Here is a 16030-nt window from a genome sequence, read left to right as displayed (position 1 = left end):
GCCATGCGGGACGCGGCTGCCTCGCGTGGGCCTTGGCATAACGGTTTTGGCGGATTCAACCGACTTTCCGGTTTGGCTTGCTTTTAACGTTGAAATTGTAATAGTATATTCATTGGGAGATAGACGATGGCTTTGAAGCTTCGACTCACCAGGATGGGCTCCAAGAAACGCCCGTTCTACCGTATTGTGGCTATGGACAGTGCTACCCGTCGCGACGGCCGGGCGCTTGAGTATGTGGGCTTTTACAACCCCATGGTCGAGCCCAACGAGCTGAAGGTGGACATGGAGAAGGTCAACAAGTGGATGGAGCGCGGGGCCACGCCCAGCAACACCGTCCGCGCGCTGATCAAGAAGGCCGCGGAGACCCCGGCCGAATAGTCCGCTCTTTGGTTCACCCTGCCCGGCGATTCGCGGCAGTGCGTATCTGAGTTGCTTTGCTCTTGGACCTGATGCGGAGGATGCCATGCTGAAAGACCTGATTACGTACATTGCCAAGTCGTTGGTGGACAATCCGGACGAGGTCCATGTCTCCGAGATCGAAGGAGAACAGACCTCTGTCATCGAGCTCAAGGTCGCCAAAGAGGATCTCGGCAAGGTGATCGGCAAGCAGGGCCGCACGGCCCGAGCCATGCGAACCATCATCGGCGCCGCCTCCACCAAGGCTCGCAAGCGGGCCGTGCTGGAGATCATCGAGTAGGAACGGCGTAGCGGCGCGACGGCGCAGGCGGCCGGGGCTTCGGCCCTATGGTCGCGCGCGTTTGCGCCCGCGCATCCGGAGGCGGCTGGTGTCTTCAGGCGGCAAGGATTTCGTGCTCATCGCCGAAATCGCGAAGCCTCATGGAATTCGAGGGGAAGTCTCAGTGATCTATCACGGGGACTCCCCTCTGCTTTTGGAACACGTGCCCGCGCTGTTTCTGCGTCCCGGCAACGGGACGCGGCCGCCGCGCCGGGCGCGCGTGGCTTCCTGGCGTCCGCACCAGGGCCGCGTCCTGGCCCGCTTCGAGGGCGTGGAAGACCGCGACGCGGCCGAGGCCCTGCGCGGCCACGAGATCCTCGTGCGCCCCGAGGACCTGCCCGAGCCAGGCGAGGACGAACTCTACCTCTATGAGATAGAGGGCCTCACCGTGCTCCTGGAGGACGGGAGCGTGCTGGGCGAGATAGCCGAGGTCGTGTTCCCCGGCGGCCAGGAGGTCTGGAGCGTGCGCACCCCCGACGGGCGCGAGGTGCTCCTGCCCGTGGCCGAGGAGTTCGTGACCGACGTGGACCTGGACGAGGGCCGCGTCACCGTTGCGCCGCCGCCGGGGCTCCTGGATATCTACCTGGGCGAGAGCTGATGCGTTTCACCATCCTGACCCTGTTCCCCGAGTTCTTCGACTCGCCCCTGGCCTGCGGCATGCTGGCCAAGGGCGCGCGCGAGGGGCAGGTGGAGTATTCCCTGGTCAACCCCAGGGACTTCACCGAGGACAGGCACCGCACCGTGGACGACCGCCCGTATGGCGGCGGCCCGGGCATGGTCATGATGTGCGAGCCGCTCGCGCGGGCCCTGGAAAGCGTGCCCCAGCCCGGGCGGGTGGTCTACCTGTCCCCGCGCGGCCGGGCCCTGGACCAGTCCCTGGCCCGGGAGCTGGCCGCAGAGCCCGCCCTGACCCTGGTCTGCGGGCGCTACGAGGGCGTGGACCAGCGCTTCCTGGACCATTTCGGCGTCGAGGAAGTCTCGGTGGGCGACTTCGTCCTGAACGGCGGGGAGGCCGGGGCCCTGTGCCTGGTGGAGGCCGTGGCCCGGCTGCTGCCCGGGTTCATGGGCCACGACGATTCGGCGGACGAGGAGAGCTTTTCCCACGGGCTGCTGGAGTATCCGCACTACACCCGGCCCGAGGAATTCCGCGGCCTCAAGGTGCCCGACGTGCTCCAGGGCGGGGACCACGCGGCCGTGGCCCGCTGGCGGCGCAGCGAAGCCCTGCGCCTGACGCTTTCTCGGCGGCCCGACCTCTTGGACGAGGCTCCGCTCTCGGACGGGGACCTGGACGAGCTGCGCCGCGCCCGGGCCTCGGGGACGGGCGCAAGGCTCGGGCGGAACCTGTATCTGGCGCTCCTGCACGCCCCGGTGCTGAATAAATTCGGCCATACCGTGTCCGTGTCTTTGACAAACCTCGACGTACACGATATAGCCCGCGTTTCCCGAACCTGCGGCTTGGGTGGTTACTACATCGCCACGCCGCTCACCGACCAGCGGGAGCTCCTGGAGCGACTGATCGGGCATTGGCTGCAGGGACCGGGACAGAGCGCAAACCGCGACCGCGCGGAGGCCCTGGGCCTGATCCGCGCGGCCACGGACCTGGACGAGATCGTCCGGGACCTCACCGGGCGCTGCGGCGAGCCGCCCCTGGTGGTGGCCACCTCGGCCCGAGGCGCGGGTACCCTGACCGTGGGCCGGGTTCGCGGCGAGTTGGCCAGGCGGCCGGTGCTCCTGGTCATGGGCACGGGCCACGGCCTGGCTCCGGAGATCCTGGAGCAGGCCGACGGAGTGCTCAGGCCGGTTCGGGCCCTTGGCGGGTACAATCACCTGTCGGTCCGCTCGGCAACGGCCATGATGGTTGACCGGCTGCTCGGCGACACGCTATGATGCCGGGCTCACGAAACAAGGAATCATCCCCTGAAGGAGATAGGAATATGGATGTCATCAAGAAGATCGAACAGGAGCAGATGCGTATCGACCTGCCCCTTTTCAAGGCCGGGGACACCGTGAAGGTGCACACCCGCATCATCGAGGGCGGCAAGGAGCGCATTCAGGTCTTCCAGGGCGCCGTGCTGCGCGTGCGCCGCGGGACCACCAACGCCACCTTCACCGTGCGCAAGGTGTCCGACGGCGTGGGCGTGGAGCGTATTTTCCCCATGCACAGCCCCTATCTGGAGCGCGTGGAAGTGGTCAGCGAAGGCAAGGTCCGCCGCTCCCGCATCTACTACCTGCGCCAGCGCCGGGGCAAGGCCGCGCGCATCAAGACCAAGAACCTCTGGGATTAGTCCCACGGGTTTCCGGGGCCTCGGCTCCCGGATGCTTGATGGCGGCGCAGGGCGGTTTGCCATGACGTTGCTGGAAACTTTCGAAATGGCCGGGGAAGTTTTTCCCCGGCCTTTCGCCGGTTTGGACGAGGCCGGGCGGGGCTGCCTGGCCGGTCCCGTTGTTTCCGCCGCCGTGATCCTGCCGCCGGACTTTTCCCTGCCCGGGCTCACCGATTCCAAGAAGCTCACCGAGGCCCGCCGCCTGGAGCTGGAGCCCGCCATCAAGGCCGGGTGCGCCGCCTGGGCCCTGGGCCTGGCCTGGCCCGCCGAGATCGACGCCACCAACATCCTGCGCGCCTCCCTGGCCTCCATGGCCCGGGCCGTGGAGCGCCTGAAGACCGTCCCCGTGTTCCTGGCCGTGGACGGAAACCAGACCATACCCTCTTCCATCCCCCAGCAGACCGTGGTGGGCGGCGACGCCAAGATTCCGGCCATCTCCGCGGCCTCGGTGCTGGCCAAGACCTTCCGCGACCGGCTGATGACGGCCCTGGACCGCCGCTACCCGGGCTACGGCTTCGCCGTGCACAAGGGCTACGGCACCAAGGCCCACCTGGCCGCCCTGCGCGAGTCGGGCCCCAGCCGCATGCACCGCAGAACCTTCCGGGGCGTGCTGCCCGAGAAGCCCTCCAAGGAGCGCTCCCTGTGCCTGCCGGGCATCTGATGCTCGGCGCCCGGGGCGAGGAGGCCGCGGCCGCGTACCTGAAGAAGCGCGGCTACAAGGTGCTCGTGCGCAACTGGCGCGGCCGGCGCGGCGAGCTGGACATCGTCTGCGAGCGGCGCGGGACCCTGGTCTTCGTGGAGGTCAAGACCCGCACCCCCGGACCCATGAACGCCCCGCACCAGGGCCTGACCCCGGTGAAGATGGAGCGCGTGGCGCGCACCGTCGGGGAATATCTGACCCGCGAGAACGCCTGGGACCGCCCCTGCCGCCTGGATCTGGTCAGCGTGCTGCTGCCCGAGGGCGGGGAGCCCGAGGTGGAGCACGTGGAAAACGCCTTCGGCCTGCCCCAGGGCGGCGACGGGTGGCAGCCATGGTAGACGAAACAGCAGCCGTGCGGGGCGGGACCCTGTACGTGGTGGCCACGCCGCTTGGCAACGCGGGGGACTGCTCGCCCCGGGCGCGGGGGATCCTGGCGGCCGCCGACGTGGTCCTGGCCGAGGACACGCGCCGCGCCGGGCTTCTGTTCCAGCGCCTGGGCATCCCCTCCCACGGGTTCGTGAGCTTCCACGAGCACAACGAGGACCGCAAGCAGAACGCGGCCCTGGCCTCCCTGGCCGAGGGCAAGGCCGTGGCCCTGGTGTCCGACGCGGGCACGCCGCTGCTCTCGGACCCGGGCTTCACCCTGGTGCGCGCCTGCCGCGAGGCCGGCCACGCCGTGGTGCCGGTGCCCGGGCCCAGCGCGCCGCTCACGGCGCTCATGGCCTGCGGCCTGCCGCCGCAGCCCTTCACCTTCCTGGGCTTTCTGCCGCGCCGCGAGGGGGAGTGCGAACGGCTCCTAGAGACCCACGGCGCGAGCGGCGCGACCCTGATCTTTTTCGAGCGCAAGAGCCGCCTCCAGGAGAGCCTGGTGCGGGCCGCGCGGGTGCTCGGGCCCCGCGACGTGTGCGTGGCGCGCGAATTGACCAAGGACCATGAGGAATTTATAGTAGGGCGTTTGGACCGCCTGGACGAGCTGGACATACCCCTGATGGGCGAGTTCACGGTGGTGGTGGGGCCGCCCGCCCAGGCCGGGGAGACGCCCGATTCCGAGTTGCGCGCCCTGCTGGACGAGGAGCGCGAGGCCGGGGGCAAGCCCAAGGAAATCGCCCGCCGGGCCGCGGCCCGGGCCACGGGCTGGACGGCCAAGGCCGCCTATGAACTGCTTCAGGACATGAAATAGCAGCACCCCGGAGACGACTTGAACGGCGACACGGCCCAGAGCACCGCGCAAGGCGCCGCCCAGAAGGCGGCGGTCTTCCCCACCGCCAGGGTCCTCCTGACCTGCTTGGCGCGCACCTGGCTGGTGGGCGTTGGCTGGAGCAGGCGCGGCATGCAGAACCTGGGGCTGGCCTTCGCCATGGAGCCGGGGCTGGTGGCCATCTACGGCCCGGGGGAGCGCCTGCGCGAGGCCCGGGCCCGCTATGCCGGGCACTACAACACGCACCTCTTCTGGACGCCGCTCTTGGTGGGCATCTTCCTGGGCATGGAAAAGAAGATTTCCCGGGGCATCCTGACCCCGGAGATGTTCGAGAACGTGCGCGGCACCACGGTCTACACCCTGTCGGCCATCGGGGACTCGTTCTTCGGCGGCAGCGTGCTGGTGCTCTGGTCCCTGGCCACGGCCTGCCTGGTGCTGGCCGGGCAGGGCCCGCTGGCCGTGGGCCTGGGCGCGGCCTGCGTCGCGGCGCTGGTCTTCTTCAAGGTCGCCACCTTCTGGTTCGGATTCCGGGAGGGGCTCAATTTCCTGCATCGTCTGGGGCGCTGGAACCTCATCAACTGGGGGCGGCGCTTCAAGTACGTGAACGCGATCCTGCTGGTGATCCTGTGGGTCCTGGCCTGGCCCGTGGAAGTCGTCTGGTACGAATGGCTGGCCATGACCTCGCTGTTGGCCGGGGCCGCCGTGGTGGTCTTCTCCCTGGGGCTTTCGCGCGAGATACTGGCCGCCATGATGCTGGCCCTGTATCTGGCCCTGCCCTGGCTGAAGAGGTGGATCGCCGGACTTTTTTAGCATGCTGGGGCGGCGCGATGTCGCGGCCCAAGGAGGATAGACGTGAACGATCAGGGGACGACCCCCTCAAACTCCGTCAGCGCCGAAGTGCGCGTGGCCAACGAGCTCGGGCTGCATGCCCGGCCCGCCGCACGGCTCGCGCAGGAGGCGCAACGCTTCGAAAGCGCCATCGCCCTGGTCTGCGGAGACCAGGAGGTGGACGCAAAGAGCATCCTGGACATCCTGACCCTGGCCGCGCCCCAGGGAGGCCGCATGACCGTGCGCGCCTCGGGCGCGGACGCGGAACAGGCCCTGGCGTCCATCACCAGGCTCTTTGAGAGCCGTTTCGTCGAGGAGTAGGCAGTTGGCCAGGAAGGTCCTCACGGGCATACCGGTTTCTTCGGGCATCGCCATAGGCAAGGCCTTTTTCATGAACCGTCGGCTGCATGGGCGCATTCCCAGGCAGACCATCGCCAGCCATTTCGTGGAGAGCGAACAGGAGCGTTTCGCCCAGGCCGTGGACCAGGCCGTGGACGTGCTGCAGACCGTGCGCGAGAGCGTGCCCGCGGAGTTCAAGGAGCACGGCCTGATCATCGACTCCCACGTGACCATCCTGCGCGACCCCAAGCTGCGCGACATGACCTGCGGCTACATCGAGCGCATGCGCATCAACGCGGAATGGGCGCTCTTAAAGGCCGTCAAGGACATGGAGAAGCGCTTCGAGGTCATCGAGGACGAATACATCCGCCAGCGCATTCAGGACGTGCGCCTGGTGGCGGACCGCGTGCTCTCCCAGCTCATGGGCCTGAATCCCGAGATCAAGGAGATCGAGGGCCGCATCATCCTCATGGCCCACGACCTGGCCCCCTCGGACACCGCGGGCCTGGAAGTGGACAAGATCATGGCCTTCACCACCGCCGAGGGCGGCAAGACCTCGCACACGGGCATCCTGGCCCGCTCGCTGCAGATCCCGTCCATCGTGGGCGTCAAGGACCTGGAGCTGGTGGTGGAGGACGGCTCCTTCGTGATCATCGATGCCTTGAAGGGCCGCATCCTGGTGGACCCCGACGACGAGGAGCTCACGGAATACGTGGCCCTGCAGGAGCAGTTCGAGAGCTACGAAAAGCTCATCGTGCGCAACTGCCACCTGCCCGGCGAGACCATCGACGGCTACCGGGTGCAGGTCCTGGCCAACATCGAACTCTTCGAGGAGGTGGCCACGGTCCTGGACCACGGGGGCGAGGGCGTGGGCCTGTACCGCACGGAATATTCGTACATGAACCGCGAGGTCCTGCCCACGGAGGAGGAGCTCGTGGAGGAGTACCGGGACCTGGCCTCCATCATGGCCCCGGCCAAGGTGGTCTTCCGCTCCCTGGACCTTGGCGCGGACAAGTTCGTCAACGGCCTGGGCCTCACGGACGAGCGCAACCCGGCCCTGGGCCTCAGGTCCATCCGCCTCTGCCTGCAGCACCGCGACCTGTTCAAGACCCAGCTCAGGGCCCTTCTGCGCGCCAGCGTGGAGGGCAACACGGCCATCATGTATCCCATGATCTCCGGGCTCCGCGAGCTGCGCGAGGCCAACAAGGTCCTGCGCGAGGCCAAGCGCGAGCTGGCCTCCGAGGGCCTGGCCTTCAACGAGGACCTGCCCGTTGGCATCATGATGGAGCTGCCCTCGGCCGTGATGACGGCGGAGCTCCTGGCCAAGGAAGTGGACTTCTTCTCCATCGGCACCAACGACCTGATCCAGTATTCCCTGGGCATCGACCGCACCAACAAGAACGTGTCCTACCTCTACCAGCCCCTGCATCCGGCGGTGCTGCGCTCCATCAAGCACGTGGTGGACGCCGCGCACCAGAGCGGCATCGAGGTCAGCCTGTGCGGCGAGGTGGCCTCGGACCCGTTCTGCGTGCCCATCCTCATGGGCATGCAGATCGACTGCATCAGCATGAACCCCCAGGCCATCCCGGGCATCAAGCGCATCATCCGCCAGACCACCATGGACGAGTGCAAGGAGCTCTTGCGGCGCGTGCTCAAGTGCCGCACCGTGACCAAGATCAACCGCCTGGTCATGGAGAGCATCTTCCAGCGCTTCCCCGAGGAACTGAGCTTCTATTCTTCCCTTTTGGACAACGAGGACCTGGTCTGATCATGTCTGCTCCCAATCCCGGCACCAAGCTCATCGGCAGCAACAAGAACGCGCGGCGCAACTACGAGGTCCTGGACACCTTTGAGGCGGGCATTTCCCTCATGGGCTCCGAGGTCAAGTCCCTGCGCGAGGGCCGCGTGAGCTTCAAGGACGGCTACGTGCGCCTGTCCGGGGGCGAGGCCTGGCTGGTGGGCGTGCACATCGCGCCCTATGAGCAGGCCTCCTACTTCGGCCACGAGCCCGAGCGCGAGCGCAAGCTCCTGTTGCACGGCTACGAGATCGACACCCTGGCCGCCAAGGTGGAGCAGAAGGGGCTTTCCGTGGTGCCGCTGAAGATGTATTTCAAGAAGGGCCGGGTGAAGGTGGAGATCGCCCTGTGCCGGGGCAAGAAGATCCACGACCGCCGCGAGGACCTCAAAGCCCGCGACATCCAGCGCGACACCGCCCGGGAGCTGGCCCGCTTCAAATGATTCCCCCTCCGCCCGGGGCTTCGAGCCCGGGCGCGCATCCACGGAGAGACGACATGACCCTGACCCGCGAGCAGCGCGGTTTCCTGCAGCAATTGTTTCCCGGCGAGCAGTATGTGGATTCCCCGGAGGAGTCCGCCGTCTTCGGCACGGACGCCAGCCGCCTGTTCGACGCGCCTTGGGCCGTGGTGCGGCCCGACTCCCAGGAGCAGGTGGTGGAACTGCTGGCCTGGGCCGACGCCGAGCGCGTGCCCCTGTTCCCCCGCGCCCGGGGCACCAACGTGGTGGGCGCGTGCGTGCCCAAGGGGGGCGGGGTGGTGGTCTCCACACTGCTCATGAACCGCATCCTGGACATCGACCACGACGATTTCGTGGCCGTGGTCCAGCCGGGCGTGCCCACCGGGGACCTCAAGAAGGAGCTGGCCTCGCGCGGGCTCTTCTATCCCCCGGACCCGGCCAGCATGCGCATCTCCACCGTGGGCGGCAACCTGGCCACGGGCGCGGGCGGCATGAGCGCCGTGAAATACGGCGTGACCCGCGACTACGTGCTGGGGCTCACGGCCGTGCTGCCCGGGGGCCGCGTGCTCACCACCGGGGGCCGCAACCACAAGAACGTGGTGGGCCTGGACCTGACCCGCCTGTTCGTGGGCAGCGAGGGCACCCTGGGAGTGGTCACCGAGGCCGTGCTCAAGCTCATCCCCGCGCCCGAGGCCACGGCCTCGGTGCTGGCGGGCTGGCCCGGGGTGGACGGCGCACTGGCCGCGGCCCGGGCCCTGTTCGAGGCGGGCATCCTGCCCGCGGCCATGGAGTTCATGACCGACGCGGTGCTGCGCGCCGTGGAGCGCGTGGGCGACGTGCCCTGGCCCAGGGAGACCGGGGCGGCCCTGCTCCTGCGCCTGGACGGCGGCCGCGAGGCCCTGGCCAGCGACCTGGAGCGGCTCGTCGCGGTGATCGCGGCCTCCTCGCCCTCGTTCCTGGAGCGGGGCATGGGCCCCGAGGAGGAGGAACCCCTGTGGGAGATTCGCCGCCTCATCAACCCGGCCTCCTTCAAGGTCGCCCCGGACAAGAGCTCCGACGATGTCACCGTGCCGCGCGGCCAGGTGTCCCGCGCCGTGGACGGCATCGGCGCCATCGCCCGGGAGCAGGACCTCTGCATCCTGGTCTTCGGGCACCTGGGCGACGGCAACCTGCACGTGAACATCATGTACGACAAGGCGGCCGGGGACGGCCCGCGCGCGGCCCGCGCCAAGGAGCGCGTCGTGGAGCTGGTGCTGTCCCTGGGGGGCACCATGTCCGGCGAGCACGGGGTGGGCCTGACCAAGCACGGCTTCCTGGACCGTCAGCTCTCGCCCCTGGAGCGGGAGCTGATGCGCTCCATCAAGGCCTCCTTCGACCCCCACGGCATCCTCAATCCGGGCAAATCCTACTGACGCCGCCGCCCCGGGCGGCGATATCTGGGGGCCGGCTTTCGCATTGCGCCGGCCCCCTGTTGCACATACCCTTAAAAATAGTGTAATTATCCTTCCACGAACCACCAATGTGGAGGGCTATTTGGGTATTGTCGCTGTTGTGTGCCTGGCGTTGCTTGCGGGTGCATGCGTTTTTGGAGTCTTCGTTGGCCGGTTTCGCGCGAAGTGCGTGGCCATAATCGTCGATTTGCGCGCCAGGGCCAGGGGATTGGAAAAGGACCTGGACGAATTGCGTCGGGACGCGGTCCTGCGCCAATCCCGGGTCAAGGCCCTGGCGGTCGAGGTTGAGGAGCTGGAGCGCGTCCGGCGCGAGGAGCGCGAGGCCGCCCTGGCCGCGGACTCCCCCCGGCGCACGGTCATGGACGTGCTCCAGGCCAGCGGCCGCATCTCGGCCGAGGACGTGCTGCGCGCCAGGACCTTCATGTCCGGGGGCGGGGGCGCGCAGAGCGAGGAGCAGGCGCTGATCATCCTGGGCGTGATCACCGAGGAGGACGTGGCCGTCGCCTCCAGGGAACTGGCGTAGGGGGCGGCGTGACAGTCATGTATCTTTCCCTTCTGGGGCTCGTGCTGCTGGTCGCCGTGCCCGTGGCCTATTCGCGCATGACCCGGGTCTACACCGACGAGATCCGCAGGAACGAGTCGGCGGTCTCCATGCTCGAGGTCAAGGTGGAGGATCAGGCGGCCGAGGTCGCCCGGCTGGCCGCCGAGGAGGACGAGCTGCGCAGGAAACGGGCGGCCCTGTCCGACCCCGGGCAGGAGCCCGCCGCCGGGGCCGCCCGCAGCGCGCCCGCCGAGGCCCCGGCCGCGCCCGAGGACTATCTCGTGGCCGCCGGTCTGTTGTCCCGGAAGGACCTGGAGCTTGCCCGCGGGCACAAGGCCGGGATTCACAGCGAGCATAGCCTGGCCGAGATCCTGGTCATGATGAAGGCCATCGACGCCTCGGACTGGGAGTTCGCCAGGGCCAAGGTCGAAGACGAGGAATGACGGCGCCATGGGGCCCGGCTCCCTGCCTTCCCAGGGCTCCTCGGAGGAACCCGCCGAGGTCCTGTCCACGCCCGAGGAGTATCTCCTGGCCGTCGGGCTGATCACCAGGGCCGACCTGGAAAAGGCCAGGGACTACAAGTCCGGCTCACGCAGCGAATACGGCCTGGGCGACATCCTGATCATGATGGGCGTCATCGACGTCTCCGACTGGAACTACGCCAAGTTCAAAGCCAAGGACGCGGACTGAGCCGCGCCCGGTCCGGTGCCCGTCAGGTCCTGTTTCCCCGGCCATCCATGCCGCCGCGATTCCTTTGGGGGGCGCGGCGTTTTTGTTTCCGGGGTTCAGGCGGCCGGTTTGGCCTTGCGCTGCTGGGAGAGCCAGACCCCGGCCAGGACCAGGGCCGAGGCCGCGAATTGATGGGGCGTGAAGACCTCGTCCAGGATCAGCCAGCCCATGATCACCGTCTGCACGGGGATCAGGTTCACGAAGGTCGCGGCCTGGCTGGCCGGGATGGCCTTGACCCCGTAGTTGTAGCAGAAGAACGCCCCCAGGGTGGCGAACAGGCAGAGGAAGACCACCCCCAGGGTCGGGCCCAGGGGGAAGGCCGCGGGCAGTTCCGTGCCCGGCAGGAAAATCAGCGGCAGGAAGAAGATCGTCCCGGCCCAGGACATGAACATGGTCAGGGCCAGGGGCGGGTAGCGCAGGGACAGGCGCTTGGAGTTGATGATGTAGCTCACTGTGCAGGCCATGGCCAGGACTTCCAGGGTGTTGCCCAGCATAGGGTCGGGCGCGTCGGCCGTGGCCGAGCCCCCGGTGGACAGCCAGACCACGCCCAGGGCCGCCAGGAGCAAGCCGGCCACGGTCTTGCGGCCCAGGCGTTCCCCCAAGAGGAAATACGCGGCCACGGACACGAACAACGGCATGGTGGCGGTGATCATGCCCGCCTGGGACGAGGTGGTCAGGCGCAGGGCGTTGGCCTCGAACACGAAGTACAGGCAGGGCTCGCCCAGGACCATGAGCAGCAGGTATTTCCAGTCTCCGGGCTCGCGCGAGCAGGTGCGCAGGATGCGCCCGGCGAAGGGGGCCAGGATCAGGGTGGCCAGGAACATGCGCCCGAAGACCACCACCATGGGGGCATAGCCGGACAGGGCTATCTTGGTGGCGCTGAAGGAACCGGCCCAGAACAGGGAGGCCAGGCACAGGGCCGCGTAGGCGGCGAAATTGGGGGTCCGAGGCACGGATTGCACCCTCGCGTGGCGGATTGGCCGCCCCGGGACGGGCGCGGCGCATCCATCTACACCCCGCCGGAGCCCAAAGTAAAGCCGTTTGCGGCCCTCGCATTGACGGACGGGCGCGGGGTACTTATCTTGCCACGGCGCAGGCAAAAGACCGACGGCATGAATCCAGAACACGACAATCACACCACGGGCCCCAAGGCCGAACCCCAGTGCATCCTCTGCGGCAAGTGCCTGGAGGTCTGCCCCCTGTTGGCGGCCACCGGGCGCGAGGAACTGTCCCCCCGGGCCAAGCTGTTCGTATTGCAGCGCCTGCGCGACGATCCCGGGGCCCTGTCCCGCACCGACGCCCGGAAACTGGCCTCCCTCTGCCTGACCTGCGGGCGCTGCGCCAAGGCCTGCACCCAGGGCGTGGACGTGCCCGCCACAGTCTCCCGCCTGCGCGCCGGGCATCCGGATTTCCGCCGCTGGCTGTGGCGCGCCTGGATCCAGGGCTCGGGCCTTCTCTGGCCCGCGGCCGCGCGCCTGGGGACCGCCCTGGGCGGGCTCGTTTCCGCCGGGCACGGCGCGGCGGCCAGGACCGGACGGTCCCTGGCGGCCATGGGCCGGGGCAGCGCCATACGTCCCTGGATCGAGTTCCGGGGCCTGGAAGCTTGCCCTCGCCCCGGGAAGGTCGTACTTTTCCCGGGTTGTCTGGCCCGTTCCGTGCGCACGCGGTGGACGGCCACGGCCCGGGAGCTGCTTACGGCCGCCGGGGCCGAGGTCCTGCCCGAGCCCCGCTGGTCCTGCTGCGGCGGCACCCTGGGCCACGCCGGGCTGGCCGGGCCGCAGTTCGCGGCCATGCGCGCCAACGTGGACGCCTGGCGCGAGGCCGGGCGGCCCAGGCTGGTGACCTTCTGCGCCTCCTGCTGGAGCTCTCTGGCCGCCTATCCGCAGTGCGCGGACCTGGGCCTGGACCAGGACGAGGCCCGCGCCTGGACCGAGGCCCTGACGCCCCTGTCCGAACTTTTGGCCGGGGCCTCGCTCACGGCCACGAACGCGGTGCCGGACGAATTGCATTATCACCGGCCCTGCCACGCGCCCGCCAAAGACCCGGACGCGCGCCTGCTGGCCCGGGCGGCGGGAGAGCGCCTGGACCGGGGCGACGGCAAGGCCTGCTGCGGCCTGGGCGGCGTGCTCCAGCTGGCCGCGCCCGAACTCTCCGCCAGGGTGGCGGACAATCTCTGGGAGCGCATGGCGGCCGGACCCGGCGCCCAGGTGCTCACCGGATGCAGCGGCTGCTGGCTGCAGCTTTCGGCCTCCGCCCCCGAGGGCGTGGCCGTGGCCCACTGGCTGGACGCCGTCGCGCACATCGAATCGCCCGCCCACGAGGCCGGGCCCAACGCCTATCCACCGGGAGAAACGAATGCTGGGCGCCATTAGCCGCAAGATTTTCGGCACCAAGAACGAACGCTACCTGAAGACGCTGACTCCGCTGGTGGACAAGGTCAATTCCCTGGAAGGCGAAATCAGGGCCCTGGCCGACGGCGACTTCCCGGCCCGCGTGGCCGAGTACCGGCGCCAGGTGGAGGCGGGCAGGGACCTGGAAGGCCTGCTGCCCGACGTCTTCGCCCTGGTGCGCGAGGCGGGCCGCCGGACCATGGACATGCGCCACTTCGACGTGCAGCTGGTGGGCGGCTGCGTGCTGCACCAGGGCCGCATCGCCGAGATGCGCACCGGCGAGGGCAAGACCCTGGTGGCCACCCTGCCCGTGGTGCTCAACGCCCTTGCGGGCAAGGGCGTGCACGTGGTCACGGTGAACGACTACCTGGCCAGCCGCGACGCCGAATGGATGGGCCAGATCTATTCCTTCCTGGGGCTTTCCACGGGCGTCATCGTCCACGGCCTGGACGACACTGAGCGCCAGGCCGCCTATGGCGCGGACATCACCTACGGCACCAACAACGAGTTCGGGTTCGACTACCTGCGCGACAACATGAAGTTCTACAAGGAGCAGCTGGTGCAGCGGCCCCTGAACTTCTGCATCGTGGACGAGGTGGACTCCATCCTCATCGACGAGGCGCGCACCCCGCTGATCATCTCCGGACAGGCCGAGAGCTCCGTGGGCATGTACGATCAGATGAACTCCATCGTTCCCAAGCTGACCATCGAACAGCACTACACCGTGGACGAGAAGGCCAACTCCGTGGGCCTGACCGACGAGGGCGTGGCCCGCTGCGAGGAGATCCTCCAGATCGACAACCTCTTCGACCCGGCCAACATCACCCTGCAGCACCACATCCTGCAGGCCCTGAAGGCCCACAGGCTCTTCGCCCGCGACGAGGACTACATCGTCAAGGACGGCCAGGTGGTCATCGTGGACGAGTTCACGGGCCGCCTCATGCCCGGCCGCCGCTTCTCCGACGGCCTGCACCAGGCTCTGGAGGCCAAGGAGCACGTCAAGGTCGAGGCCGAGAACCAGACCCTGGCCTCCATCACCTTCCAGAACTATTTCCGCATGTACGACAAGCTCTCGGGCATGACCGGCACCGCGGACACCGAGGCCGTGGAGTTCAGCCAGATCTATGGGCTGGAGGTGGCCGTGATCCCCACGCACCAGCCCATGGTGCGCAAGGACATGCCCGACCTGGTGTACAAGAACCAGGACGCCAAATTCCGGGCCATCGTGGAGGACATCGCGCGCCTGCACGCCAAGGGCCAGCCCGTGCTCGTGGGCACCATCACCATCGACAAGTCCGAGCTCATCTCGAACCTGCTCAAGAAGAAGCGCGTCCCGCACAACGTATTGAACGCCAAGCAGCACGACCGCGAGGCCGAGATCGTGGCCGAGGCCGGGCAGCGGGGCAAGGTGACCATCGCCACCAACATGGCCGGCCGAGGCACGGACATCAAGCTGGGCGAGGGCGTCAAGGAGTTGGGCGGCCTGTACATCCTGGGCACCGAGCGCCACGAGTCCCGGCGCATCGACAACCAGCTGCGCGGCCGCTCCGGCCGCCAGGGCGACCCGGGCGAGTCCCGCTTCTACCTGGCCCTGGACGACGAGCTCATGCGCCTGTTCGGCTCCGACCGCATCGCCGGGATCATGGACAGGCTGGGCCTGGAGGACGACGACGCCATCGAGAACAAGATGGTCTCCCGGGCCATCGAGAACGCCCAGAAGCGCGTGGAAAGCCACAACTTCGACATCCGCAAGCAGCTCCTGGACTTCGACGACACCATGAACCAGCAGCGCACGGTGATCTATTCCCAGCGCCGCGAGATCATGAACGCGGCCCAGGAGGACCTGGAGGAGATGGTCCACGGGTTCGCCGACGAGTTCCTGGAGGGCATCCTGGGGCCGGTGACGCACGCCAAGGAGCCCGACGACGAGGACATGGACTACGCCGCGGCCAAGCTGGATGAGCTGTTCAACCTCGCCCCGGCCCAGGAGCTGCGCGCCAACCTGCCGTCCCTGGAAGAGGGCGGCCGGGCCGTGCGCGCCAAGCTCGACGCCCTCAAGGCCGGGGCCGGGGACGTGTACAAGGAGATTCTGCGCTACTTCCTGCTGGAGAGCCTGGACCGCAACTGGAAGGAGCACCTCCTGACCATGGACCACCTGCGCGAGGGCATCGGCCTGCGCGGCTACGGCCAGAAGGACCCCAAGCAGGAATACAAGCGCGAGGGCTTCGAGCTGTTCCAGGACATGCTGGAGCGCATCAAGGAGAACACCCTGCGCGCCCTGTGCCGCCTGCGCATCCAGACCGAGGCCCGGGAAGAGGACTTCCAGCACAAGGACACCACCCGCGACGTGCGCATGCAGTCCGGGGAGGCCCCCAAGGCCGAGACCGTGCGCCGCGAGGCCCCCAAGGTCGGGCGCAACGCCCCCTGTCCCTGCGGCTCGGGCAAGAAGTACAAGCAATGCTGCGGCCGCTAGGCCAGACTGTTGAAAAATAGCGATCTGCGGCGTTGCTGCGACAACTGCAAAACCTCGCGTACGGGAGT

The 16030-nt window shown here is 68.2% G+C and carries 19 protein-coding genes; 18 read left to right on the top strand and 1 reads right to left on the bottom strand.

Annotated features, from left to right (window positions below):
• The first annotated feature begins 126 nt into the window (after positions 1 to 126).
• The 16 genes from rpsP (at position 127) to ACYYG1_RS01015 (ending at position 11060) form a co-directional block, all read left to right on the top strand.
• A complete protein-coding gene (gene rpsP / locus ACYYG1_RS01090; RefSeq protein WP_461208418.1) occupies positions 127 to 378 on the top strand; it encodes a 30S ribosomal protein S16 in 252 nt (83 codons plus the stop codon).
• Between the two features lie 85 nt (positions 379 to 463).
• On the top strand, positions 464 to 697 hold the full coding sequence (locus tag ACYYG1_RS01085; protein WP_461208417.1) for a KH domain-containing protein: 234 nt from the start codon (positions 464 to 466) through the stop codon (positions 695 to 697).
• Between the two features lie 88 nt (positions 698 to 785).
• On the top strand, positions 786 to 1334 hold the full coding sequence (gene rimM / locus ACYYG1_RS01080; protein WP_461208416.1) for a ribosome maturation factor RimM: 549 nt from the start codon (positions 786 to 788) through the stop codon (positions 1332 to 1334).
• On the top strand, positions 1334 to 2623 hold the full coding sequence (trmD, locus tag ACYYG1_RS01075) for a tRNA (guanosine(37)-N1)-methyltransferase TrmD (protein ID WP_461208415.1): 1290 nt from the start codon (positions 1334 to 1336) through the stop codon (positions 2621 to 2623). Before rimM ends, trmD begins: the two co-directional genes overlap by 1 nt.
• Positions 2624 to 2670: 47 nt before the next feature.
• A complete protein-coding gene (rplS, locus tag ACYYG1_RS01070; RefSeq protein WP_461208414.1) occupies positions 2671 to 3021 on the top strand; it encodes a 50S ribosomal protein L19 in 351 nt (116 codons plus the stop codon).
• Positions 3022 to 3082: 61 nt separating this feature from the next.
• Positions 3083 to 3721, top strand: a complete 639-nt coding sequence (locus ACYYG1_RS01065) for a ribonuclease HII (protein ID WP_461208413.1) — start codon at positions 3083 to 3085, stop codon at positions 3719 to 3721.
• Complete coding sequence (locus ACYYG1_RS01060) at positions 3703 to 4098, top strand: YraN family protein (RefSeq protein ID WP_461208412.1); 396 nt, start codon at positions 3703 to 3705, stop codon at positions 4096 to 4098. Before ACYYG1_RS01065 ends, ACYYG1_RS01060 begins: the two co-directional genes overlap by 19 nt.
• The gene (rsmI, locus tag ACYYG1_RS01055; RefSeq protein ID WP_461208411.1) at positions 4092 to 4940 is read left to right on the top strand and encodes a 16S rRNA (cytidine(1402)-2'-O)-methyltransferase; all 849 of its coding nucleotides are present in this window, start codon (positions 4092 to 4094) and stop codon (positions 4938 to 4940) included. Before ACYYG1_RS01060 ends, rsmI begins: the two co-directional genes overlap by 7 nt.
• Positions 4941 to 4958: 18 nt before the next feature.
• On the top strand, positions 4959 to 5768 hold the full coding sequence (locus tag ACYYG1_RS01050; protein WP_461208410.1) for a PTS system mannose/fructose/sorbose family transporter subunit IID: 810 nt from the start codon (positions 4959 to 4961) through the stop codon (positions 5766 to 5768).
• 42 nt (positions 5769 to 5810) lie between these two features.
• A complete protein-coding gene (locus ACYYG1_RS01045) occupies positions 5811 to 6107 on the top strand; it encodes an HPr family phosphocarrier protein (protein WP_461208409.1) in 297 nt (98 codons plus the stop codon).
• Between the two features lie 4 nt (positions 6108 to 6111).
• On the top strand, positions 6112 to 7893 hold the full coding sequence (ptsP, locus tag ACYYG1_RS01040; RefSeq protein WP_461208408.1) for a phosphoenolpyruvate--protein phosphotransferase: 1782 nt from the start codon (positions 6112 to 6114) through the stop codon (positions 7891 to 7893).
• Between the two features lie 2 nt (positions 7894 to 7895).
• On the top strand, positions 7896 to 8363 hold the full coding sequence (smpB, locus tag ACYYG1_RS01035) for an SsrA-binding protein SmpB (protein ID WP_461208407.1): 468 nt from the start codon (positions 7896 to 7898) through the stop codon (positions 8361 to 8363).
• Positions 8364 to 8416: 53 nt separating this feature from the next.
• Positions 8417 to 9790 carry an FAD-binding oxidoreductase gene (locus tag ACYYG1_RS01030; protein WP_461208406.1) on the top strand — a complete coding sequence of 458 codons (1374 nt, stop codon included), beginning with the start codon at positions 8417 to 8419 and terminating at the stop codon, positions 9788 to 9790.
• A gap of 208 nt (positions 9791 to 9998) precedes the next feature.
• Positions 9999 to 10352, top strand: a complete 354-nt coding sequence (locus ACYYG1_RS01025) for a hypothetical protein (protein WP_461208405.1) — start codon at positions 9999 to 10001, stop codon at positions 10350 to 10352.
• 17 nt (positions 10353 to 10369) lie between these two features.
• Positions 10370 to 10813, top strand: a complete 444-nt coding sequence (locus ACYYG1_RS01020) for a hypothetical protein (RefSeq protein ID WP_461208404.1) — start codon at positions 10370 to 10372, stop codon at positions 10811 to 10813.
• Between the two features lie 7 nt (positions 10814 to 10820).
• Positions 10821 to 11060, top strand: a complete 240-nt coding sequence (locus tag ACYYG1_RS01015) for a hypothetical protein (protein WP_461208403.1) — start codon at positions 10821 to 10823, stop codon at positions 11058 to 11060.
• A gap of 95 nt (positions 11061 to 11155) precedes the next feature.
• On the opposite strand, the gene ACYYG1_RS01010 is transcribed toward ACYYG1_RS01015, so the two are convergent.
• On the bottom strand, positions 11156 to 12052 hold the full coding sequence (locus ACYYG1_RS01010; protein ID WP_461208402.1) for a DMT family transporter: 897 nt from the start codon (positions 12050 to 12052) through the stop codon (positions 11156 to 11158).
• 159 nt (positions 12053 to 12211) lie between these two features.
• Between ACYYG1_RS01010 and ACYYG1_RS01005 the strand changes: the two genes are divergently transcribed.
• Together ACYYG1_RS01005 and secA are read left to right on the top strand one after the other, a co-directional pair.
• Positions 12212 to 13471 carry a (Fe-S)-binding protein gene (locus ACYYG1_RS01005; protein WP_461208401.1) on the top strand — a complete coding sequence of 420 codons (1260 nt, stop codon included), beginning with the start codon at positions 12212 to 12214 and terminating at the stop codon, positions 13469 to 13471.
• On the top strand, positions 13455 to 15962 hold the full coding sequence (secA, locus tag ACYYG1_RS01000; RefSeq protein WP_461208400.1) for a preprotein translocase subunit SecA: 2508 nt from the start codon (positions 13455 to 13457) through the stop codon (positions 15960 to 15962). The genes ACYYG1_RS01005 and secA overlap by 17 nt, the downstream gene beginning before the upstream one ends.
• Positions 15963 to 16030: the final 68 nt, after the last annotated feature.

Source organism: Desulfocurvus sp. DL1XJH-121, assembly GCF_054819825.1.
This window is presented reverse-complemented; position numbering and strand designations above follow the sequence as displayed.